This is a genomic window from Hyphomonas beringensis (assembly GCF_000682755.1).
Taxonomy (GTDB): Bacteria; Pseudomonadota; Alphaproteobacteria; order Caulobacterales; family Hyphomonadaceae; genus Hyphomonas; species Hyphomonas beringensis.
In genome coordinates this window covers 162,905-185,122 of the sequence record NZ_AWFF01000001.1, presented here as the reverse complement: position 1 = coordinate 185,122, position 22,218 = coordinate 162,905, and the positions used below count along the sequence as shown (strand labels likewise).

Here is a 22,218-nt window from a genome sequence, read left to right as displayed (position 1 = left end):
GTTTGCATGCTTTCTGTTCTTGATCTCTTTCGCGTTGGTATCGGTCCTTCCAGTTCCCATACTGTGGGGCCTATCCGGATTGCCGGGCGGTTTATCTCTGCCCTACGGGATAGGCATGGGCTCGGCGATGTCGAAAGAGTTGAGGTGGAGCTGCAAGGCTCACTGGCTTTGACCGGGGCAGGGCACGCGACGCCGAAAGCTGTTTTGTTGGGGCTGGCCGGGTTTGAGCCCGAGACGCTGGACCCTGACGAGGCCGAAGCCAGTGAAGCCGATATCCGCAAGACAAAACGCATCAAGCTGGCCGGTGAGCATGACATCGCTTTTGACCCTGAGCGTGATATCGTGATGGCCTATGATGTCATTCCGGAGCTACACCCCAATGGCATGCGCCTGAAGGCATTTGGCGCAGGCGATGATGTACTGGCCGATGAAACCTGGTATTCCACAGGCGGCGGCTTCATCGCCTCGCAAAAGCAGCTGGAACGCCCGCTGGAGGATGACCTTGTGCCGACCGGCCCAAAGGTGCCGCATGCCTACACCTCTGCTGCCGAACTGCTCGCAATGTGTGATCATGAAGGCCTGAGCATTCAGGAAATTACCCTGGCCAATGAAGATGCCATGCGCCCGCGCGAGGAAACGCTTGCTGCGCTGGACCGGATTGCCGACGTGATGCTGGGCTGTATTGATCGGGGCCTGTCCCGTGAGGGAGAGCTTCCGGGCGGCCTGAAGGTCAAGCGCCGGGCGCCCGGCCTCTGGACCAAGTTGGTCAGCGGAAGCGGAGACAATGAGCGCGAGCAATTATTCGACTGGCTGAACGTATATGCCATGGCGGTGAATGAGGAGAATGCTTCGGGCGGGCAGGTGGTGACCGCACCGACGAATGGGGCCGCCGGGATTATTCCATCCGTCATTCGCCATTATTGCGCCGACACGGAAGATCGTACCGAGCGTATGCGGACATTCCTTCTCACGGCTGGCGCCGTGGGCATTCTCTACAAGCAGCGCGCATCAATATCCGGTGCTGAGATGGGCTGCCAGGGCGAGGTCGGTGTGGCCTGTTCCATGGCGGCTGCTGGCCTGGCGGCGGTGTGGGGGGCAACCCCGCAGCAGGTGACGAATGCGGCCGAGATCGGCATGGAGCACAATCTGGGCCTTACCTGCGACCCGGTCGGCGGTCTCGTGCAAATTCCCTGTATCGAACGCAACGCGATTGGTGCGGTAAAAGCTGTGAACGCGGCGCGGCTCTCTCTTCACGCGACAGGCCATTCGCGCGTCTCTCTGGATCAGGTGATCGAGACCATGCGGCAGACAGGGCTCGACATGTCCTCCAAATACAAGGAAACCAGTCAGGGTGGTCTCGCCGTTAACGTCGTGGAGTGCTGATGGCACAAGTCAAAGACCTCGGCACGCTTCTGAGAAGCCTGGAAGACCGCACTTCCGGCGAACAGGTGAGTGTTGAGGCCATGCTCAACGCGGTCGGGCGGCGATCTTACGGCCCCATTCTGCTTCTGCTGGGGTTTATTGCGCTCAGCCCATTGACCGTCATACCGGGTGCGAACTGGCTGGTGGCGTTGATTATCCTGCTGATGGCGGGGCAGATTCTGTTCGGCAAGAAGTATCCATGGTTGCCATCCCGCGTCCTGAGTTTCGAGTTTCCACGGTCAGCCCTGATTCAGGGAATCGAGATCGCTGAGCCCTATGTCTCTCAGATCGACCGGTTCCTGAAACCCCGCCTGGCAATCCTGACAGAGCCGCCTTTCGTGCAACTGGTTGCTTTGGTTTGTATCGGGGCGGCGCTGATAACATTCCCTCTGGGGCTGATTCCCTTTGGCCCGCTCTTGCCCTCGCTGACCGTTTTGCTGTTTGGCCTCGCACTGACGGCGCGGGACGGCGTTGTGCTGATTCTGGCGGGTGGAGCCCTTATGGGCAGTTTGTGGCTGATGCTTCATCTCTGGGAGCGTATGTTCAGCTAGAACCGGATGCGCGGGAAGGGAAGATTCGCGCCATTGTGTTCGGCCGTTCACCAAATGCATGCGCTGCGGCTCAGCCAAAACCATGCTGCGCATGGATACTGAAATGTGCCTGATAATGTTGGGGGAAAGTGGCTCCGCGAGTAGGACTCGAACCTACGACCGGGCGATTAACAGTCGCCTGCTCTACCAACTGAGCTATCGCGGAACAGCTGGAGACGGGTGAATAGCAGACCCGATTTTGGGTGCAAGCCCCGATCTGCTCTCGACTGACAAAAACCTGCAGTTTTCCCAAAAAAAAGGCGGGAGACTTGAAGCTCCCGCCGAGGCGTTGGGTGATGGTGGGTGTCTCCAAGAGAAGACAGGATCAACATCGCCCAAATTGGTTAACGGGCTGTAAACGCTTTGCAAACGCGGGCCTGAAAATTGCCGAAACTGTATTTACTATTGAGAAATCATGACATCGCGCAGAGACGCCCCGCCGCTGGAAAGCGGTGGGTGGTGAGTCGTCTCCGGGATGTCGGAAAAGGTTCTGGAGGCTCCGGCCGGAATCGAACCGGCGTACACGGATTTGCAATCCGCTGCGTCACCACTCCGCCACAGAGCCAGCAACCAGAGGCGCGTCACTAGCAACGAACTTCGCGCGTTGCAATCTGTCCTTTTCAGGCTGCGTGCGTTTATCACGCATTGCGCCGCCCGAAACCCGTGATAAAGGGCATCTCAACACCCTCTAATGACCTAGCCCGAAAGGGAATTCGAGATGAATTACGAGCTTGCCCGCGAAATCATGGTCGATAGCCAGATTCGCCCGAATGATGTTTCGGACCCGGAAATCGTATCCGCTTTCCTGAGAACGCCGCGCGAATCCTTCGTGCCAAGCTCGCGTAAGTCTGTTGCGTATTCAGAACTCGAAATCGCAACCTCTGAAGGCCGCGCGCTGTGGACGCCGCGCGATACGGGCAAACTGATCAAGATCGCTGCGATCAAGCCAACAGATATTGTGCTCGTGATCGGTGCGGGTGCGGGATATGAAGTCGCCCTGATCAGCCGCTTGGCTGAAACAGTTATCGCGCTGGAAGAAGACACCGCGCTGGTCGACGCCATGTCTGAGCGCTTCGCTGCCATGGGCATCGATCAGGCCGTCGCCGTTGAGGGCAAGCTGGCGGAAGGCCTGCCGGATCAGGCACCCTTTGATGTGATCTATGTCTGCGGCATGGTTGAAACCGTGCCGGAAGCATGGACAAACCAGCTGGGTGAGGGCGGCCGTCTGGCATTGGTCGAGATGAAAGGCGAAGGCCTTGGCCGAGGCAAAGTCTTTACGCGGGCGGGTGAGACGGTCTCTGCGCGCGAAGGGTTTGATGCCTTCCCGCCGAAATTCAGCCAGTTCGACAAGAAAAAAGCCTTCGTTTTCTAGTTTCTTGCGCCGCGAGGCTGCGGCATTAAGACTCCCGAAAAGTGAACACCGTTCACTCTTGGCTAACGGGTCTCTATATAGGGGACCGGTAAGACTGGCCTCTTTAGGAGTCACGCATGAAATTCCGCCATTCCCTAACGGTTTCCACGTTTGCATTGATGATGGCGGGGCCGCTGGCTGCGCACGCCGAGACCCTGTCTGACGCTGTAGCGGCTGCGCGGATGACAAATCCCGGCCTCGAAGCCCAGCGCGTTGAAACGGATATTGCCAAGGAAAACGTCGCCCAAGCCCGCGCGGAGGGTAATGCGTCGGTCAATCTCTCCGGCAGCGCCGGGTACGAATATGTCGACACCAATTCGCCCCTGGCGGCTTTTCCGGGCTATACAGGCGACCGCACGATTGCGAATGCGCAGGTGCAGGCATCCAAGCCCATCTACACTGGCGGCCGCGTCCGCGCCGGCATTCGTCAGGCGACCGCAGGTGTCAGCGCCGCAGAAGCGCAATATGATTCGGCGCTGCAGGATCTGACCCTTCAGGTCGTCACCGCCTATATGGATGTCCGCCGCGACCGCGAAGCCGTTGCCATTCGCCAGAACAATGTCGAGGTGACGGGCGAGCAGGTTCGCGCCGCGAATGATCGCTTCGATGTGGGCGTTGTCACCCGCACAGACGTTTCCCTGTCTCAGGCGCGCCTTGAAGGTGCGCGGGCCTCTCTGGCCGGGGCGCAAGCGACGCTTGAGGGCAGTATTGCGAATTATGAATTCCTGACCGGCAACGCGCCGGGCGACCTGGTTCCGCCACCGCCTGTGCCGCCTCTGCCGGAAACGCTGGAGCTGGCCGTACAAATCGCGCTCGACAACAATCCGGATCTTGTTGCTGCGCGGTATTCTGAGCGCGCCGCGTCTGAAGCCATTGAGGTGGCTCGCGGGCAGTACAAGCCGCAGGTCAGCATTGTCGGCACGGCCTCGGTTCAGGAAACCTACAATGACATCACCCAGCGTGACACGACCGTATCAGCGGTTGCGCAAGGCAGGATTCCGCTGCTTTCGGGCGGTTTGATCAAGAGCCAGGTTCGCTCAGCCAAGCTGCAGCGTTCTCAGGCGCGTCAGCAGATAGACACGCTGCAGCGCCAGATTCGCTCTCAAGTGGCTCGGTCCTGGTATCTGCACGAGGCATCCCTGCGCTCCATTGAGGCCTCGCGCCGTCAGGTCGAGGCGGCCGAGATTGCGTATGATGGGGCGAAGGAAGAACTGGCTGTTGGTGTCCGCACCACGCTGGACGTGCTGGATCAGGAACAGCAATTGTTCGAATCGCGTCTTGCGCTGGTAGAGGCTGAGCGCGACGCCTATGTGGCGGCGTTCAACCTGCTGCGGGCAACGGGTCAATTGTCACCGGAATTGCTCTGATCCCCTGACGGCGGCCCGGACTCAGGTTAACGATGATAAACGGTTGTTAACACTCTCGCCTTAGCGGTTAAGGGGTGAAGATTCGCACGGGAAACATCAAGGGGCATACTGATGGCCAATGAAGCGCACAAGGAACCGACGATGGAGGAAATCCTCGCGTCGATCCGCAAGATCATTTCTGATGATGACGTCGCTCCGTCTCCCGCTGCTGCCCCGGCGGAAGAAGCAAAAGCTGAAGAGGTGTCTGACGAAGAGGCCTTTGAGAGTCTGGATCTGGCGGACGCCGATCAGGAACTGGACGATGTGATGTTCGGCGAAGAAGCTGCCTTTGAGGCGGATTTTGAAAGCTTCGATGTCGAGGAAGAAGATGCCACGGACGAGTCCACGCCCAGCTTTGAAGACATGCTCGGCAATGCCCGCGCGATTAGCGAAGAAGCCAAGGCTGAGCCCGAGCCCGAACAGGCAGAGCCTGATGAAGCGGTACTGAACCTGCTGAAGGAAGTTACCTACATTCAAGAAGAAACGGCTCCGGAGCCGGAAATCGAAACTGCACCTGAACCTGAAAACGCTGCCCCGGCGCCTGCGCCGGAGCCCGCACCCGTGGAGGAAGACATGGCGGCTACCGCCCGTTACCAGCAAACCGTTCTGACCGATGACCAAACCGCTGATGCAGCGGCTGGCGCCCTCGGCAAACTCATCTCCAAAATGGACATGGGCAGCGACAACACGCTCGAAGGCCTCGTCCGCGAGCTTCTCAAGCCGATGATCAAGGAATGGCTGGATGCCAACCTTCCGGCCATCGTCGAAGAGAAGGTAGAAGCAGAAGTACAGCGCATTGCCCGCATGGCGCGCTAGCCTCACCCGATAAAAACGTTATAGGGAAGGGCGCGCCTTAACCGGCGCGCCTTTTCTTTTACACTGGAATACGCCTGAAACGATGCTCGACCAAAGATTTGATCCCGCCGAAGCCGAACCGCGCCTGTACGAGGCCTGGGAAAAGTCCGGATGCTTCAAGCCATCCGGCGATACCTCTGCGCAGGCCTATTCCATCGTCATTCCGCCGCCAAACGTCACTGGCGTGCTGCATATGGGCCACGCGCTGAACAACACGCTGCAGGATCTGCTGATCCGGTTTGAGCGGATGCGCGGCAAGAATGTGCTGTGGCAACCGGGAACGGACCATGCCGGCATCGCGACGCAAATGGTGGTTGAGCGCAAGCTGGCTGAAGAAGGCAATCAAGACCGCCGCTCCATGGGACGGGACGCCTTTGTCGACCGTGTCTGGGCGTGGCGTGAGGAATCGGGCGGCGCGATTGTGGGCCAGCTGAAGCGCCTTGGCGCATCCTGTGACTGGTCGCGCGAAGCTTTCACGATGGGCGACCGGAATGACCCCGACAACAACATGATGCGAGCCGTCACCAAGGTGTTTGTCGAGCTTTACAAGAAGGGCCTGATTTATCGCGACAAGCGCCTCGTGAACTGGGACCCGCACTTCCAGACGGCGATTTCAGACCTCGAAGTCGACCAGCGCGAAGTGCCGGGCCATTACTGGCACCTGCGCTATCCGCTGGCCGATGGCGTTACATATGAGCATCCGGTCAAGGATGAAGAAGGCAATGTCACGGGCACCGAGACGCGCAACTATATCGTTGTCGCGACGTCCCGTCCGGAAACCATGCTGGGCGATACCGGCGTGGCTGTGCACCCGGAAGACGAGCGCTATGCGGGTCTGATCGGCAAGTTCGTGGAGCTGCCGATTGTTGGCCGCCGCGTGCCGATCATTGCCGATGACTATGCAGACCCGGAAAAGGGCTCAGGTGCGGTGAAGATCACCCCGGCGCATGACTTCAACGATTTTGAAGTCGGCAAGCGCGCGGGCCACACGCCGCTGAACATTCTGAATTCCGTTGCCTCCATTGTGGATGGCGGTGAGGCTGATGCGGCGGGCATCCCGGCAGACTATCGCGGGCTCGACCGGTTCGAGGCGCGCAATAAGGTGGTCGAAGCCTTTGAGGCGGCTGAATTGCTGCAGGAAATCGAAGACCTGAAGATCGAGCAGCCTTTTGGCGATCGCTCCAATGTGGTCATCGAACCCTGGATGACGGATCAATGGTATGTCGACGCCAAGACGATGGCCCAGCCCGCCATTGAAGCGGTGAAAACCGGCAAGACCCGATTCGTGCCCGAAAACTGGGAAAAGACCTATTACAACTGGATGGACAACATCCAGCCCTGGTGCGTCTCCCGCCAGCTTTGGTGGGGACACCGGATTCCGGCCTGGTATGACGAAGACGGCAACGTCTATGTCGCGTATTCTGAAGAAGAGGCGCAGGCCGAGGCAGGCAAAGGCAAGAAACTGGTTCGGGACGAAGACGTCCTCGACACGTGGTTCTCTTCCGCGCTGTGGCCGTTCACGACCATGGGCTGGCCGGACAAGACGCCGGAGCTGGAGACCTTCTATCCGACGGCGACGGTGATTACGGCGTTCGACATCATCTTCTTCTGGGTTGCCCGGATGATGATGATGGGCCTCGAATTCATGGGTGAAGTTCCGTTCCCGGATATCTACATCCACGCGCTCGTCCTGGACGAGAAGGGCCAGAAGATGTCCAAGTCCAAAGGCAATGCCATGGACCCGCTGGAACTGGTGGACGCATATGGCGCGGATGCGCTGCGCTTCACTATGACGGCGATGGCGGCGCAGGGCCGCAATATCCGCCTGTCGAAACAGCGCGTGGAAGGCTATCGCAACTTCTCCACCAAGCTGTGGAACGCGGCTCGCTTCGCCGAGATGAATGAATGCGGCGCACCGGGCGAGATGGATTATGCCGCGGTGAAGAGCCCGGTGAACCGCTGGATCCTCAGCGAGCTGTCCAAATGCGCGGCAGATGTGACGCGTGGTCTGGAAGACTATCGCTTCAATGAAGCTTCGGACGCGCTCTACAAATTCATCTGGAACACGCTGTGCGACTGGTATCTTGAGCTGATCAAGCCGCTGCTGGCCGGCATGGACGATACCGACAAGCAGGAAACCCGCGCGGTGTGTGGCTATGTTCTGGATGAGACGCTGAAACTGTTGCATCCCTTCATGCCGTTCGTGACGGAAGAATTGTGGGAACGTCGCTCTCCGGGCCGCGCGGCAAGCAAGGGCTTCCTGATGAGCCAGAGCTGGCCGTCAGGCGAGCCGTTCACGGATGAAGCCGCCACGGCCGAGATCGACTGGGTAATCGACATGATTACCGAAATCCGCTCCCTGCGGAATGATCTGGGTGTGCCGGCAGGCTCTCGCGTGCCGCTGACGCTGGTCAATGCAACCTCAGAGATCGAGCAGCGGGCGATGCGCCACGAAGATGTTCTGAAGCGCCTGGCGCGCCTTGAGGAGATCTCCATGACGGAAACCTCTCCGGAAGGGGCTGTCTCGGTTGTGGTTGGTGAGACCATGTCTGCGTTGTCCATTGCAGACTTTGTGGACATCGAAGAAGTCCGCAAGCGCCTCGACAAGGAACTCGGCCAACTCGACAAGGACATCACGTCCACAGAGAAGAAGCTCTCCAATGAGAATTTCGTCTCACGGGCGCCGGAAGAGATCGTCGAAGAGAACCGTGAGCGTGTCCGTGACTGGACGGCGCGCCGGGAAAAACTGCAAGCGGCCCGCAAGGGGCTTGAAGGTCTCTGATCAATGGGGGCATCCTGTCATCAAATGAACAGGAGCCTCCCTCATGATCCTTCGTATTTTCGCAATCGCTGCGGCGGCTGCGCTCAGTGCCTGTGCCACAGCCCCGAAGCCGGAGGCGGACGTGCCTGAGTGGCGGCTGGTGATCCATGGCGGGGCGGGCGTCATCACGCGGGATGGCATGACGCCCGAAAAGGAAGTGGCCTATACCGCTGCCCTTCAAACCGCACTCGAGGCCGGGGCAGACATACTGCGCAACGGCGGCAGCGCACTGGATGCGGTTGAGGCAGCCGTCATCCCGATGGAAGATGATCCGCTCTTCAATGCTGGCTATGGCGCTGTGTTCACGGCGGCAGGTGTGCATGAGCTGGACGCATCGATCATGGATGGCCGCGACAGGAATGCCGGCGCTGTCACAGGCGTCACTCGCGTAAAGAACCCGATCAAGGCGGCGCGAGCTGTCATGGACAAGTCAGAGCATGTCATGTTCGCCGGGGAGGGCGCAGATCGCTTTGCTGAGTCGCAGCATCTGGAAATCGTCGACAATTCCTATTTCGACACCGATCGTCGTCGCCAGTCGCTTGAGCGTGTTCTGGAAGAGCAGGTCCGCCAGGCGGCAGACCGGCATGGCACGGTTGGTGCTGTAGCTATTGATTCCCAGGGCAATCTGGCGGCTGCGACCACGACGGGCGGCATGACCGCGAAGGCCATGGGCCGTGTGGGCGATTCGCCCCTGATCGGCGCTGCGACCTATGCCGAAAACGGCGTCTGCGCTGTCTCTGCCACCGGGCATGGCGAATACTTCATCCGTGTCGGCGTGGCGAAGACGATTTGCGACCGCGTGAAGCTGGCTGGCGAAAGCATTAATGAGGCGTCGCGCGTCGCGCTTGGCGAGGTGGCCGCACTGGGCGGCGATGGCGGCGTCATCGTGATTGACGGAGACGGCCACTATGCCTTCGAATTCAATTCCGAAGGCATGTATCGCGGCATGATCGACGCCTCCGGTAGCGAGACCGCCATCTATGGTGACGAATGACGGACCATCTCGGGCTGCCACTTATCGAGGACACTTTGCATGACGGATGAGCGCACAGACATGGAAGCAGGCGGGCTGGACCCGGACGTGGTCCATAGCCTGAAGGATCTGCCCGAGGAGTTCCGGGACTTTCCGCGCGTCTATCAGGAGGAGATCCGTCCGGCCCTGCTGGCACGTGAGGGGGACCGCCAGGATGCCGTCTCAAAGGCACGCAAGGCGCGCTATGTCGGCATTGCTGTGGCGGCGCTGGGCGTTGTGATCGGTCTGATTGTCATTCGGCAGCCTATTGTGGCGTTCATCTCCGTCATTGTCGGCGTGGGCTATCTGTATTGGGGCGGCCGGGATGTCCGGAAAGTAGGGCGTGAGGCCAAGGATCTGATCGTCCTGCCGGTTGCGCAGCATCTGGGGCTGAACTTCACGGCCGAACCGGGTGCGGTTGATACGATCTACAAGCATCATGATGTGGGCATCGTACCCAGCTGGGACAGGGCCAGCTATGAGGACCATCTGACCGGCCAGCGTCATGGCGTCGATTTCGAACTGTTCGAGGCGCATCTGGAAGAACGCCGTACGAGCACTGATTCCAAGGGGCGAACCAAGACAAGTTGGGTCACCGTGTTTCAGGGGCAGTGTCTGCGATTTGATTTCCCCAAGACATTCTATGGCCGCACGCTGGTGACGCGCGATGCTGGCATCTTCAATCGATTCGGCGGCGGCAAAGGGTTGCAGCGTGCTGCTCTGGAAGACCCGAGATTCGAAAAGATCTTTGAGGTGTACACCACAGACCAGGTCGAAAGCCGATTCCTGCTGACGCCGGACCTGATGCAGAAGCTCGTCGATCTGGAGGATGCCTTCCATGGCGGACGTTTGAAGTGCGCTTTCAATGAAGGCCAGATGTATATCACGCTGGAGGGCGGAAACCTGTTTGAGCCCGGCAGCATGTTCAAACCCTTCGACAGTGTGGACCGCGTGAAGGAGCTGCTCAGTGATTTTTCCGCCATGTTCCAGATTATTGACGCCGTCTTGGCCGGCCGCCGCCGGGCAGAGCAGGAACGCGGCGACTGAGGGGCAAATGCGGCAGTGTCTGGGCAGACTTGTTCAGCTTTGCTTCAGTGGAAATATGCAAGAAAAACCGGGAACTTGCAGAAAGGGCCTCTCCATGATCAGGACTACCGTGACCGCGATGATTGTTGCTCTGGCAGCCCAGGGTGCGATGGCTGATGCCATGACCGCAGCGGACATTAAGCGCTGCAAGGCGATGCAGGCAACGCTCGCGCCAAAGGCGGCCGAGATCGAGGAGATGAAAGCTAAGCGTGATGAGCTGGCGGTCGTGGTCGAGACGCGCGGCGAAGCGTGGGAAGATGCTGAAACGCTGCGCCTGGCATCCGCTGGGCACGCAGCCAAGGCAGATGAAGCCAAGCAGGCCTATGAGGCCGGGAAGAAACAGCTGATGCAGTCCGAACAGGCCCTGCAGGCCACGGTGCGTCAGCTGAACCAGGATATCGCGGCCTATAATCAGACCTGCTCAACTGAAGAATAAACCCCCGAAAACAATTTTCTTCTGGACTGCCCGGCCCGTTGCCGGGCAGTTTATGTTTGCGCTAGCATAAACTTCGTTTGGTTGAGAGCGAACTTGGGAATTTGTAGTTATGTCAACGTTGACAGACTGTTTTCCATGGGGTCCTAGTTCTCAAATCAAAAACGGGGCATAGCTTCGATTATAAAGACATGTGGCAGGAACTGACCTGTCACTGCAAACATGGGAGGGCGCGCATGAGCGACGCATCACTGAATCCACAGGCGGAATCCGGGGAGGGCAGCTTTGCGCAAGTCCTTCTGATTACCGCTGTCGCGACCATTGGCGGTTTCCTGTTCGGCTTCGATTCGGGCGTGATCAACGGGACGGTCGAAGGGCTGAAGGCCGCATTCCAGTCTCAGGATATCGGCACGGGCTTCAACGTCGCGTCCATGCTGCTTGGCTGCGCTGTCGGGGCAGCGCTTGCGGGCAGCCTGTCAGATGCCTTTGGTCGCCGTACGATGATGATCGCCGCTGCGATCTGTTTCATCATCTCCGCCTGGGGCTCTGGCGTGTCAGGCTCGTCAGCGGAATTCGTCGTCTATCGCGTGATCGGCGGTCTTGCCGTTGGCGCCGCGAGCGTCATGTCACCGGCCTATATTTCAGAGGTTGCCCCCGCCAAGTATCGCGGACGGCTCTCCTCGATCCAGCAGGTGGCGATCATTTCCGGTCTCTTCATTGCGTTCCTCTCCAACTATCTGATCGCGCAAGCTACGGGCGGTTCCGCCTTGAACGAATGGCTGATGGGTTATGAAGGCTGGCGCTGGATGTTCTGGGTAGAGCTTCTGCCGGCAATCTTCTTCCTGGTCGCGCTGCTGTTCATTCCGGAAAGCCCGCGCTTTCTGGTGGCTCAGGGCTCTTCGGAACGCGCCCGGTCTGTTCTGACGCGTCTGGCAGGCTCGAAAGCGGCAAACCGCAAGGTGGATGAGATTGAGGAATCCCTCGCGAACGATCACAAGCCGTCCATCCGCGACGCGCTTGGCAAGTTCGGCTTCCGTCCGATTGTCTGGGTCGGTATCGGCCTCGCCGTGTTCCAACAGCTCGTTGGTATCAATGTTGTGTTCTATTATGGCGCTGTTCTGTGGCAGGCGGTCGGCTTCTCTGAAGGCGATGCGCTCCTGATCAACGTCATCTCCGGTGCGGTCTCGATCGTTGCCGTGATCATTGCCCTTCTTCTGATCGACCGGATTGGTCGTAAGCCGCTGCTCTTGGTTGGCTCAGCTGGCATGGCAGTGACACTCGCGATCGTGACCTTCTGCTTCTCGCAGGCTGTGCGGATCGACGGTGTTGTCAGCCTTCCGGGCAGCTATGGTCTGATCGCGCTTCTGGCGGCCAATGCATATGTGATGTTCTTCAACGCATCCTGGGGTCCGGTCATGTGGGTTGCACTGGGCGAGATGTTCCCGAACCAGGTGCGCGGTGCAGGTTTGGCCGTCTCCGGATTTGCGCAATGGATCGCCAATTTCGCGATCACGATGACCTTCCCGATCATGCTGGCAACGGCCGGTTTCGGACTGACAGGTGCTTATGGCTTCTATGCCGTGTGCGCGCTGATCTCTGTCTTCTTCGTTGTCTGGGCGGTGAAGGAAACCAAAGGTCTCGAACTCGAAGACATGCAGGGCTAAGCCCGCAATTTCAGGCCCCTGCCGGAATACCGGCGGGGGCTATTTTACATAAAATTCCGTGGGAGGAAGTTATGTCCAACAAGATCCGAAAATCATCCATACTTAAGTTGATGGGCGGCGCGGCATGCGTTGCCTTGCTGAGTGCCTGTGCGCACACGTCCGAGCCTGAAGAGGTCCAAGTGACCGAGACCGTTATTGAAACGGTAGAGCCTGTATCCACCCCGCTGATGACGGAGACGGATGTTACCGTCACGCCCAGCCTGTGGCCGGACATTACGGTTCCGGCGCTCGACCCCGCCATTGAGGCACGCATTGATGACATCATGTCTAAGATGACGCTGGAGCAGAAGGTCGGGCAGGTGATCCAGGGGGACACTGACTCTCTGACACCCGAAGACGTGAAGAAATATCGCCTCGGCTCCGTGCTCAGCGGCGGCAGCTCTGCGCCGGGCGACGAACCGTTCGCCAGCAAGGAAGCCTGGCTGGAAGCAGCCGATGCTTACTGGAATGCGTCTATTGACCCCGAAGGCGTTGAGATCGCCATTCCGGTCATCTGGGGCATCGATGCCGTGCACGGACATGCGAATCTGTTCGGGGCCACTGTATTCCCGCACAATATTGGTCTGGGCGCCACGAATGATCCGGATCTGATCGAGGACATAGCACGCATCACGGCGCAGGAACTTATCGTCTCTGGCCATGACTGGACCTTCGCGCCCACAATTGCCACGCCGCAGGATGATCGCTGGGGCCGCACCTATGAGGGCTATTCCGAGCGTCCGGAAATCGTCGCTGCCTATGCCGAGCGTATTGTGCATGGTCTGCAGGGTGTGCCGGGGCAGGAAGACTTCCTGGGCAATGGCCGCGTCATCTCCAGTGCAAAACATTATGTCGCCGATGGCGGCACCAAGGATGGCCACGACCAGGGCAACGCTGAGATCAGCGAGCAGGAACTGATCGACATTCACGCGCAAGGATACTTCACCGCGCTTGAAGCCGGTGTACAGACCGTGATGTCTTCCTTCTCCAGCTGGGATGGCGTGAAGATGCATGGTAGCCACGCCATGCTGACCGAGATCCTGAAAGACCGTCTCGGCTTTACAGGCTTTGTGGTCGGGGACTGGAACGGTCATGGCCAGGTACCGGGCTGTACGAACACGGATTGCCCGCAATCGATGAATGCCGGGCTCGACATGTACATGGCGCCAGACAGCTGGAAAGGCATTTACGAATCCACGCTGAGACATGTTCAGAATGGCGATATTCCGATGGAGCGTCTGGACGATGCTGTGCGCCGTATTCTGCGCGTGAAGCTGGCCTATGGCATCTTCGACAAAGCCGCGCCGAGCGAGCGCCCCGGCGCGAATGAAGAAAGCCTGCTGGCCTCTGACGAGGCGCGGGCGCTGGCCCGCCGTGCCGTGCGCGAGTCTCTGGTCCTGTTGAAGAATGACGACAATATCCTGCCGCTCAGCACGGACAAGACCGTGCTGGTGATCGGCGATGGCGCTGATACTATTGCCAAGGCTGCTGGTGGGTGGACGCTCTCCTGGCAGGGTGGCGGCTATGACAACAGCTATTTCCCGAATGGCGAGTCGATCCTTGAGGGCATCGAAGAAGCGCTTCTGCCGGGTGGCGGAAAGCTCATCTTCGATCCGGAAGGTACGTCTGATGCCAAGGCGGATGTTGTCATCGCCGTCTATGGCGAAAACCCCTATGCCGAAGGCGTGGGCGACGTGAACAATCTGGACTTCCGCCCGAACGATTTCGATACGGAGCACCTGAAGACCTACAAGGATAAAGGCATTCCGGTGGTTTCGGTGTTCCTGTCTGGTCGGCCGCTCTGGGTGAACCCGGAGCTGAACGATTCTGATGCCTTTGTTGCGGCCTGGTGGCCGGGCACGGAAGGCGGCGGTGTCGCTGATGTCCTGTTCCAGACAGAGCCTGAATATAACTTTACCGGACGTCTGTCCTTCTCATGGCCTGCCAAGGCGAAAGGCTACCAGCCCAATCCGGGGGAAGCGGGCTATGATCCGCTCTTCGCTTATGGCTATGGCCTCAGCTATGGCGATGACGCGCCAAATCTCGGGCCTGTCTCTGAAGACTCCGGCCTGACCGAAGAAGACCTGAAGGACGGCGATCCGCGTGAGATCTTCTCTTCCGGCAAGACGCGTGGCAGCTGGAGCGGCATGCTGGTGTATGGCGGCGATTATGTGCCCCTTCAGCAGGGCGCGACGGAAGTCGGAAGCTTTGAAGTTGGCCGCGCCGATTACAAAATTCAGGAAGACGGCCTTGTTCTGAATTGGGGGCCGGGCAGCCAAGGCAGACTGGTCTTCGTTTCGATGGGCCTACCGGTGAAAATCAGCGGGTCAGCGGATACAGCAATGGATCTCATCTTCGCGGCAAAGCAGCCAGACGGCGGCAGACATCAACTGGTCGTTAGTGGCAATTGCCAGCAGAATGGCGAGTGCGCGGGCACAGAGACCGTCACAGTGAGTAGTGATGAGTGGGCCGAGTATCGGGTGCCCGGTGCTTGCATCGGTCTGGCGGACCTGTCCATGGTGATGGTGCCGGCTGCGTTCAGTTCTGACGAGGCGGGCAGTGTTGCCATTGCGGATGTTCACTTTGCCCCCGCGACCGGCGATGCAGAGTGCGCTGAATAAATACAGCTAGCGCAGTTATAATATCGGGCGCGCATCATAAGGTGCACGCCCGTTTTCTTGTTCAGTCGGCAGAGCTGCGCTCAGACTGTGCGTAGAGCCCCAGCATGGTGCCGACGAAGCCGCCTGCGGTATCTGTACTGAGGATCGTGCCATCCTGATCCATCGCTACGGCTTCCCACTCGCCGCCAGGGGCGGCCTGATGGAAATCATAGCGGTCCGCCCGCGCTGTGATTTTCAGCTTGATGGGCTGCCCCTCTGAGGACAGGGCGGGCACTTCCGCAACTATCTCGCCTTCCGCGTCCGTCTCGCCGCCTGCACGCTTGCGCACCCGGATGATGCGCTTACCCCTTGCGTTCAAGGATACGCCCAGCGCGTAATAGAAGTCATCATTCTGGAATGCGGCGATGCCGGCTTCTTCCTCCGCGCTTGCGGGCGTGAAGCTGAGTTCGGTGGAGGCTTCAGCATTCATGTGCTGTTGGCGCCGCGCCGCGAAGGAGGGATGGCCGAAATCACCCAGGCCGACCGGGCGCTTTTTCAGGATCAGCTTGCCGTCTTCCATACTGTACCAGTCTTCCTGTGGCACACGGACGGTCATCCAGTTGAGCGGCAGCGTATCGCCATCAAATTCCTGTGTGACGGTGAAGTTACCAGTCAGGGGCAGGGGGGCGGCAGGCTGATCCGGCAGATCCGGCTTCTGGATCACATAAGGCACTTCCTCGCCGCGTTCGGGGCCGATGCGGGGAAAGCCGTCTTCCCAGGTCACGGGCAGCAGGAAAGTCTCCCGGCCAGTATTGTACTGGTTGCCGCGATAGGGCCGGGTGCCAAGGAATACGGCCCACCAGTTTCCGGCAGCGTCCTGCGCAAAATCCGCATGGCCGACTGAGGTAACAGGATTGGTGCGGTCTTCCGGCAGGTCTCTTTGCGTCAGTACGGGGTTGCCTTCATAGGGCGTGAAGGGCCCAAGCGGACTGTCTGATTTGAAGACAACCTGAGAATGCTGCGGCCCGGTGCCGCCCTCCGCCATGCTGAGCAGGTATTCGTCTCCAATACGATAGAGGTGAGGCCCCTCAATCCAGATCGGCTTATCTTCAATCCGTACACCGCCATTCACGGCCACCACGGCCTCGCCAATAGGCTGGAAGGTTTTCGGGTCGATCTCGCGGATCCAGATGGCGCGGTGCCCTTCATAGTTGGAGCCGCCTTCCGGCTCGTCATTGTTGATCATGTAGGCCTTGCCATCGAGATCAAAAAAGATCGAAGGGTCGATCCCGCCGACCTCCGGCACCCAGACCGGATCAGACCATGGCCCTGCCGGGTCCGATGCCGCAACGACGAAATTGCCGCCGCAGTCGACACACGTGTTCACGACATGAAACAGGCCATCATGATACTCGATGGTTGGGGCAAAGACGCCGCGGGATACGCCAAGCTTGCCGAAATCCAGCATGTCCGGTCGGTCGATGACATTGCCAATTTGCGTCCAGTTGATCAGATCCTTGCTGTGGAACACCGGGATGCCGGGATAATAGGCGAAGGTGGAATTCACGAGGTAATAATCTCCGCCCACCTGCGTGATGCTGGGATCGGGATAAAAGCCAGCAAGAATTGGATTACGCGCCTGATTGTCCGCCAGCGGTGTATCGAAGATGGCGTCCTGGCCTTTATAGGTCAGGTATTCGAAGGCCGCTTCACTGCTCTCTTCAGTCTGCTCGGGCAGGGCGGCTCTTTCCGCGCAGCCTGCCAGCAGGGCCATCATGCCTGCACTGGCCGCCAGGATGAATTTTCGGTTTCCGGATCGTCGCAATGTCTCTCTCCCTCATGTTTTTTCTTGGTATGGACCTTGTTTGATTTTCCATGATAGCGGTATCATAAATCAAAAGCCAAGGGCCATTGAAGCCCTGCGCGCCAAGGGAGGAAAACGAAGATGACATTCACCAGACGCCACGCGCTTGCCCTCATGTCTGCCAGTGCTGCCGCTGCGGCCTGCGCGTCTTCCGGCACAGACGTTCCGCCTTTGGGCACTGAGACCGCTCCGCTGAAAGACCTGGCCGCGGCAAAGGGCATCCGCTTCGGTACAGCCATTGCGCCGCAACAGCTGGACGATCCGAAATACGTGGAGATCGTGCTGCGCGATTGCGCGGTCATCGTCGCTGATAATGCCCACAAGATGTATGTGATCCAGCCCGAGCCTGGTGAATTGAACTTCGCGCCGGGTGACAAGCTGGTCGCCTTTGCCAAGGCTAATGGTCTGGGTATGCGCGGGCACACCTTGCTGTGGCAGCATTCACAATGGCTGCCGAAATGGGTCAACGAAACGCAATTCGCCAACCTCGCTGAGGCCGAAGCCCTGCTTGGGGATTACATTACCAGAGTTGCCTCCCATGATGCAGGATTCATCTATTCCTGGGATGTCGTGAACGAGACGATCGACCCGGAGACGGGAGATATTCGCGAAACATCCCTGACCCGGGCCATGGGGCCGGAAGTGATCGACTTTGCCTTCCGCACCGCGCATGCAGCAGCGCCAAATGCGACGCTCGCCTATAATGATTATATGAGCTGGGAGCCGTCTCATGAGACGCACCGCGCCGGTGTTCTGAGGCTGCTGGAGAGGCTGAAGAAGCATGATGTGCCGATCCATGCGCTCGGCATTCAGAGCCATTCCAACGATGCGCCGCCATCTGCCTTCAACGCCACGCAACAGCGTCTCTGGCGTGGCTTCGTCGATGAAGTCGTCGGGATGGGGCTTGACCTCTATCTAACCGAATTCGACGTCAATGATACCCAGATGGCGCCAGGGATCGCCCAACGCGATCGCGAAATGGCGGCCTATACGCGTGATTATCTCGACATGATGTTCAGCTATCCGCAGACAAAAGACCTGCTGATCTGGGGCATGGTGGACAATCAGAACTGGCTGCAGGGCTTCAAGCCACGTGAGGATGGCATTGAAAAACGCCCCACCCTGTATGACAGCCAGTACCGTCCAAAGCTTATGAGGGATGCTGTTGCATCCGCGCTGAAGTCTGCCCCAGACAGGCTCGCTTAGTTGCAGGTTTCTCTCTTACTGCCTGAATTGGCTTGAAAATCTTGCAGAAACGGTTTCAGGTCCCCCCGAATTAGTGGCAGCAGGACCAGAGCACGTAGCCAAAAAAGGGGGACACGCTGAGGGGGCGTACAGGATTGAAAATGGCCGAGAAAGTTTCAAGAAATGGCAGGCGCCAGCATGCCACGATCAAGGAAGTGGCAGAACTGGCAGGCGTCTCGCAGATGACCGTCTCCCGCGTGCTGAACGGCAGGAATGTCGTGCGCCAAGCCACGCGTGAACGCGTCGAGGAAGCCATTCGGGAACTGAAATACCGGCCAAACCTGCTTGCGCGCAGCCTTGCTGGTGGCAGCTCGCTGTTCATCGGCATGATCTTCAACAATCCCAGCAACAGCTATCTCAGCGAGCTTTTGATTGGCGCGATGAACCGCTGCCGCGAAGCGGGCCACCACCTCGTGCTGGAAGATTTCTCCTCCTATATCGAGCCGTCTGACGTGGACCAATTGGTTGAACGCCTTAGCGGTGCAGGTCTGGATGGAATCCTCGTCGTACCGCCGCTCAGCGAGGATGACTTGCTGCTCAGCAAGCTGGACGAGGCGGGCCTTCCCGCCGTTCTGATCGCCCCGAAATCTGCTGAAGAGGCCGGCATCAGCCTGGCAATTGACGATGAGGCCGCCGCAACGCGGATGACGGAGTACCTCATTGAACGCGGTCATAAGCGCATTGGTTTTGTCATCGGCGCCGAGGATCAGATGTCTTCGCATCGCCGCCACAGAGGCTTTATGAAAGCCATGGAGGCGCATGGCCTGGAGGTTGATCCGGCGCTCGTCAAACAGGGCAAGTTTACCTATCGCAGTGGCATGGAAGCGGCAGACGCCATGTTGGCCCTGGCTGATCTGCCTACAGCCATTTTTGCCAGCAATGATGACATGGCTGCTGGTGTGATCGCGTCAGCGTTCCGCCATGGCAAGCGTGTGCCGGAAGACATTTCCGTGGTCGGGTACGATGATACACCGATTGCCAGCGCGATCTGGCCTCAGTTGACCACAGTACGGCAGCCGATTGCCGAGATGGGCTATCAATCCGTTGATCTGCTGGCGAATTACATCTCGAATGGTGATGATACAGACAGCAGTCAGCGTAACGCCGTAATGGATGTTTCTGTCATCGAACGCGACTCTGTCCGTAAGCTGACATCCTAAGGTAGGCGCTTAGTCGGCCACTTCATGCACGGTCAGGTGTAGCGCGCCTGTCAAAGTTTCGCCGCCTGCGAGTGTCTGCAGTCCTGTCACGTCTGCGCCATGTGTGCTGTTGACCGCGTCAGGCGAATGGGTCACGGGCTCCACGCAGAAAAAGTCCTGTCCTTTGGGCGTGTAGACCACGGTATGGCTCATGACCGGATCGGCGCTGATATCCACACGGATCTTACGCGCGGGCCAATAGATCGCGGCTTCCGGCTCTTCCGCGACAAAGGCATTGTCCAGAGACAGGCTGTCGACTTCCCGCCAGATCGTCAGGTCTTCGTCTTCTGAGGGGGAGATCACTTCAGTGGGGATCATATCTTCACCGGACCGCCAGATGCCTTTGACGTTCACCATCAGGCGCGCATCGTGACGGGGGAAATAGGGGTGCCACCCCATACCGGCGGGCATGGTCTCGGTTCCGGTATTCGTCAGGTGCATGGTCAGCGTCAGGCCGTCTTCTGTCAGTTCGAACAGCTGTTCGGCGCGATAGGCCCAGGGCCAGTTTCCGGGCGTGTGCTCATAGATCATGCGGGCGCTTGCCTCACCTGTCTTCTTAGCCGTCCACGGGTTCTGCCAGGCCTGCCCGTGAATGGCGTGCGGCTCTGGCGGGAAGTTTGGCTCCAGCTCAATCTGATGACCATTCCAGGTGAAGGCGGCATTCTGAATACGCCCTGAAAATGGAAAAAGCGGAAAGCCCGCGCTCTCCAGCGGCCCGGCTGAGGCGTCGACCTCGGCTGTGGGGAAGGGGCGCAGGATGTCCATGCCCTTATAGGTGAAGGCCCCCGTTGAGCCGCCAATTTCCGGCAGAAGGGCCAATTCGCAGGGGCCATGGGAGAGGTGCAGGGTCATGCTCGCATTCGACGTGCCTTTGAGGGCCGCCGCCTGTTTTCTGTGTTGAGTCGGCGCCAGAAAGCATGGGAACGTTGTCATGAAAAGGCCAAATCCGGTGCAATCTGCCCGGATACCCCGTCAAAACAGGCAAAATAGGGAAATTTAGTGCGTCTGAGCAGTTCGCGTTCAATCGAGTCTTGCGAGGTTCGAATTGAAATGATAGCGGTATCATTTGCGAGGCAAGCTCAGAAAAATTTGCCAGCGGGAGGGTAGTAAATCGTGTTTCTTGGCATCGACATCGGCACATCCAGCGTCAAGGCAGCGCTCATTGATGAGAGCGGACGCCAGGTAGAGGTCAGCCAGGCTGATCTGCCGATTTCCCGTCCGAAGCCGCTTTGGTCTGAGCAGAACCCGTCTGACTGGTGGACGGCCACGAACATGGCTGTCGCGAAACTGGACGTGAACCGCCGTCATGGCGTGAAGGCCATTGGCCTCTCTGGCCAGATGCATGGCGCGACGCTGCTCGACAAATCCCTGGCACCGCTCCGACCGGCCATTCTCTGGAATGATGGGCGCAGCTTTGAAGAGTGCCGGGAGCTGCAGGAGTCTACGCCTGAATTTGTCAGCAAGGGCGGCAATCTGGTCATGCCGGGCTTTACCGCGCCTAAGCTGGAATGGGTGCGCCGTCACGAGCCTCAAATCTTCGAAAAAATCCACGCTGTTCTTCTGCCCAAGGATTACGTGCGCCTACGGATGACGGGTGACCTTGCGTCCGACATGTCTGATTCTTCCGGCACGCTGTGGATGGATGTTGAAAACCGCAAATGGTGTGGCGAGCTGCTCGCGGCCTGCGGTCTCACCGAAGCCAATATGCCGAAGCTGTATGAGGGCCATGAAGTCACCGGTGTGCTGCGCCAGGAGGCCGCTGAGGCCTGGGGCATGCAGCGCGTTCCGGTTGTGGCGGGCGGCGGTGACAACGCTGCCGGCGCTGTCGGGGTGGGGGTGATTGATGAAGGCGAAGCCCTTCTCTCGCTTGGTACCTCCGGTGTGATTTTTGTGGCGGGCAATACATTCAGGTCAAATCCCGGCTCTGCGGCGCATGCTTTCTGTCATGCCCTGCCGGACCGCTGGCATTTGATGTCTGTCATGCTGAGTGCGGCCAGTTGCCTTGACTGGGCTGTCAAACTGACCGGAACACCTGACGCTGGAGACCTTGTCAGGCGCGCGCAAACCGAGGCTAGCCTCGGGGGACCTGAACACTTCCTCCCGTATCTTTCAGGTGAACGCACGCCCCACAATAATCCGCATGCGTCAGGTGTTCTGTTCGGTCTGGGGCATGATTCCGGCCCTGCACAGATCGGTCAGGCCGTACTGGAGGGTGTGGCCTTTGGCATGGCGGATGGGTTCAAAGCGCTGGTCGAGTCCGGTGTTGATGTCCACAGCATTTCGGTAATCGGCGGCGGGGCTCAGTCCACCTATTGGGGGCGCATCCTGTCTGCGGTTCTGGATTGCCCGATGGTCTACCGGGACGGCGCCGCAACCGGCCCGGCCTATGGCGCAGCACGGCTTGCCCGCTTTGCGACTCTGGGCGGAGACGTCGAAGACATGTTCGAGGCGCCTGAAGTGCTCCAGATCGTGGAGCCCAAAGACAGCGACCAGGACAAGCTGGCCCCGAAATATGAGAAATTCGGTACACTGTACCGTATGCTGAAAGATGCTTTCTAAGGAGAACGAATT

Annotated in this window: 16 protein-coding genes and 2 tRNA genes; 14 read left to right on the top strand and 4 right to left on the bottom strand. The window is 59.0% G+C overall.

Annotation, left to right across the window (positions count from 1 at the left end; all coding sequences use genetic code 11):
- Positions 1–6: 6 nt before the first annotated feature.
- Positions 7–1,383, top strand: coding sequence for an L-serine ammonia-lyase (locus HY29_RS00875; protein WP_034790010.1), 1,377 nt, complete (start codon positions 7–9; stop codon positions 1,381–1,383).
- Entirely contained in the window at positions 1,383–1,973 is a 591-nt protein-coding gene (locus HY29_RS00870) for an exopolysaccharide biosynthesis protein (protein WP_034790008.1), read from the top strand. The genes HY29_RS00875 and HY29_RS00870 overlap by 1 nt, the downstream gene beginning before the upstream one ends.
- A gap of 129 nt (positions 1,974–2,102) precedes the next feature.
- Here the strand turns inward: HY29_RS00870 and HY29_RS00865 are convergent.
- A tRNA-Asn gene (locus tag HY29_RS00865) sits at positions 2,103–2,178 on the bottom strand.
- A gap of 325 nt (positions 2,179–2,503) precedes the next feature.
- Positions 2,504–2,577 (bottom strand) — tRNA-Cys (locus tag HY29_RS00860).
- Positions 2,578–2,730: 153 nt separating this feature from the next.
- Between HY29_RS00860 and HY29_RS00855 the strand changes: the two genes are divergently transcribed.
- The 9 genes from HY29_RS00855 to HY29_RS00815 all read left to right on the top strand — a co-directional run bounded on the left by HY29_RS00855 (position 2,731) and on the right by HY29_RS00815 (position 15,360).
- The gene (locus tag HY29_RS00855; RefSeq protein ID WP_034790006.1) at positions 2,731–3,384 is read left to right on the top strand and encodes a protein-L-isoaspartate O-methyltransferase family protein; all 654 of its coding nucleotides are present in this window, start codon (positions 2,731–2,733) and stop codon (positions 3,382–3,384) included.
- A 116-nt stretch (positions 3,385–3,500) separates the two neighbouring features.
- Positions 3,501–4,790, top strand: coding sequence for a TolC family outer membrane protein (locus HY29_RS00850; protein ID WP_051600980.1), 1,290 nt, complete (start codon positions 3,501–3,503; stop codon positions 4,788–4,790).
- A gap of 111 nt (positions 4,791–4,901) precedes the next feature.
- Positions 4,902–5,645 carry a DUF2497 domain-containing protein gene (locus tag HY29_RS00845; RefSeq protein ID WP_051600979.1) on the top strand — a complete coding sequence of 248 codons (744 nt, stop codon included), beginning with the start codon at positions 4,902–4,904 and terminating at the stop codon, positions 5,643–5,645.
- Positions 5,646–5,727: 82 nt separating this feature from the next.
- A complete protein-coding gene (locus HY29_RS00840; protein WP_034790001.1) occupies positions 5,728–8,466 on the top strand; it encodes a valine--tRNA ligase in 2,739 nt (912 codons plus the stop codon).
- 43 nt (positions 8,467–8,509) lie between these two features.
- Positions 8,510–9,499, top strand: a complete 990-nt coding sequence (locus HY29_RS00835; RefSeq protein ID WP_034789999.1) for an isoaspartyl peptidase/L-asparaginase family protein — start codon at positions 8,510–8,512, stop codon at positions 9,497–9,499.
- Between the two features lie 39 nt (positions 9,500–9,538).
- Complete coding sequence (locus HY29_RS00830; protein ID WP_034789997.1) at positions 9,539–10,564, top strand: DUF3137 domain-containing protein; 1,026 nt, start codon at positions 9,539–9,541, stop codon at positions 10,562–10,564.
- A gap of 94 nt (positions 10,565–10,658) precedes the next feature.
- Entirely contained in the window at positions 10,659–11,039 is a 381-nt protein-coding gene (locus HY29_RS00825) for a hypothetical protein (RefSeq protein WP_155838157.1), read from the top strand.
- Between the two features lie 233 nt (positions 11,040–11,272).
- Positions 11,273–12,700 carry a sugar porter family MFS transporter gene (locus HY29_RS00820; protein ID WP_034789990.1) on the top strand — a complete coding sequence of 476 codons (1,428 nt, stop codon included), beginning with the start codon at positions 11,273–11,275 and terminating at the stop codon, positions 12,698–12,700.
- A gap of 71 nt (positions 12,701–12,771) precedes the next feature.
- Positions 12,772–15,360 carry a glycoside hydrolase family 3 protein gene (locus HY29_RS00815; RefSeq protein ID WP_206741896.1) on the top strand — a complete coding sequence of 863 codons (2,589 nt, stop codon included), beginning with the start codon at positions 12,772–12,774 and terminating at the stop codon, positions 15,358–15,360.
- 61 nt (positions 15,361–15,421) lie between these two features.
- Here the strand turns inward: HY29_RS00815 and HY29_RS00810 are convergent, their stop codons facing one another.
- Positions 15,422–17,116: a glycoside hydrolase family 43 protein gene (locus tag HY29_RS00810; protein WP_051600977.1), complete on the bottom strand. Its 1,695-nt coding sequence runs from the start codon at positions 17,114–17,116 to the stop codon at positions 15,422–15,424.
- A gap of 168 nt (positions 17,117–17,284) precedes the next feature.
- Here HY29_RS00810 and HY29_RS00805 point away from each other — a divergent pair, with 168 nt between their 5' ends.
- Both HY29_RS00805 and HY29_RS00800 read left to right on the top strand, forming a co-directional pair.
- Positions 17,285–18,409 carry an endo-1,4-beta-xylanase gene (locus HY29_RS00805; protein ID WP_034789987.1) on the top strand — a complete coding sequence of 375 codons (1,125 nt, stop codon included), beginning with the start codon at positions 17,285–17,287 and terminating at the stop codon, positions 18,407–18,409.
- A 140-nt stretch (positions 18,410–18,549) separates the two neighbouring features.
- On the top strand, positions 18,550–19,608 hold the full coding sequence (locus tag HY29_RS00800) for a LacI family DNA-binding transcriptional regulator (protein ID WP_034789985.1): 1,059 nt from the start codon (positions 18,550–18,552) through the stop codon (positions 19,606–19,608).
- A 9-nt stretch (positions 19,609–19,617) separates the two neighbouring features.
- Here the strand turns inward: HY29_RS00800 and HY29_RS00795 are convergent, their stop codons facing one another.
- Positions 19,618–20,580, bottom strand: coding sequence for an aldose 1-epimerase (locus tag HY29_RS00795; protein ID WP_051600976.1), 963 nt, complete (start codon positions 20,578–20,580; stop codon positions 19,618–19,620).
- Positions 20,581–20,760: 180 nt separating this feature from the next.
- Between HY29_RS00795 and xylB the strand changes: the two genes are divergently transcribed.
- Positions 20,761–22,206, top strand: coding sequence for a xylulokinase (gene xylB / locus HY29_RS00790; protein ID WP_034789983.1), 1,446 nt, complete (start codon positions 20,761–20,763; stop codon positions 22,204–22,206).
- The last annotated feature ends 12 nt before the right edge of the window (positions 22,207–22,218 follow it).

Excerpts from the sequence above, each read along its gene's own strand:
- HY29_RS00800 (WP_034789985.1), top strand. The coding sequence starts at position 18,550 with ATGGCCGAGAAAGTTTCAAGAAATGGCAGGCGCCAGCATGCCACGATC.
- HY29_RS00875 (WP_034790010.1), top strand. The coding sequence starts at position 7 with ATGCTTTCTGTTCTTGATCTCTTTCGCGTTGGTATCGGTCCTTCCAGT.
- HY29_RS00810 (WP_051600977.1), bottom strand. The coding sequence starts at position 17,116 with ATGATGGCCCTGCTGGCAGGCTGCGCGGAAAGAGCCGCCCTGCCCGAG.
- HY29_RS00830 (WP_034789997.1), top strand. The coding sequence starts at position 9,539 with ATGACGGATGAGCGCACAGACATGGAAGCAGGCGGGCTGGACCCGGAC.
- HY29_RS00795 (WP_051600976.1), bottom strand. The coding sequence starts at position 20,580 with ATGACAACGTTCCCATGCTTTCTGGCGCCGACTCAACACAGAAAACAG.
- HY29_RS00855 (WP_034790006.1), top strand. The coding sequence starts at position 2,731 with ATGAATTACGAGCTTGCCCGCGAAATCATGGTCGATAGCCAGATTCGC.
- HY29_RS00850 (WP_051600980.1), top strand. The coding sequence starts at position 3,501 with ATGAAATTCCGCCATTCCCTAACGGTTTCCACGTTTGCATTGATGATG.
- HY29_RS00805 (WP_034789987.1), top strand. The coding sequence starts at position 17,285 with ATGACATTCACCAGACGCCACGCGCTTGCCCTCATGTCTGCCAGTGCT.
- HY29_RS00820 (WP_034789990.1), top strand. The coding sequence starts at position 11,273 with ATGAGCGACGCATCACTGAATCCACAGGCGGAATCCGGGGAGGGCAGC.
- HY29_RS00840 (WP_034790001.1), top strand. The coding sequence starts at position 5,728 with ATGCTCGACCAAAGATTTGATCCCGCCGAAGCCGAACCGCGCCTGTAC.
- HY29_RS00815 (WP_206741896.1), top strand. The coding sequence starts at position 12,772 with ATGTCCAACAAGATCCGAAAATCATCCATACTTAAGTTGATGGGCGGC.
- HY29_RS00870 (WP_034790008.1), top strand. The coding sequence starts at position 1,383 with ATGGCACAAGTCAAAGACCTCGGCACGCTTCTGAGAAGCCTGGAAGAC.
- HY29_RS00845 (WP_051600979.1), top strand. The coding sequence starts at position 4,902 with ATGGCCAATGAAGCGCACAAGGAACCGACGATGGAGGAAATCCTCGCG.
- HY29_RS00835 (WP_034789999.1), top strand. The coding sequence starts at position 8,510 with ATGATCCTTCGTATTTTCGCAATCGCTGCGGCGGCTGCGCTCAGTGCC.
- HY29_RS00825 (WP_155838157.1), top strand. The coding sequence starts at position 10,659 with ATGATCAGGACTACCGTGACCGCGATGATTGTTGCTCTGGCAGCCCAG.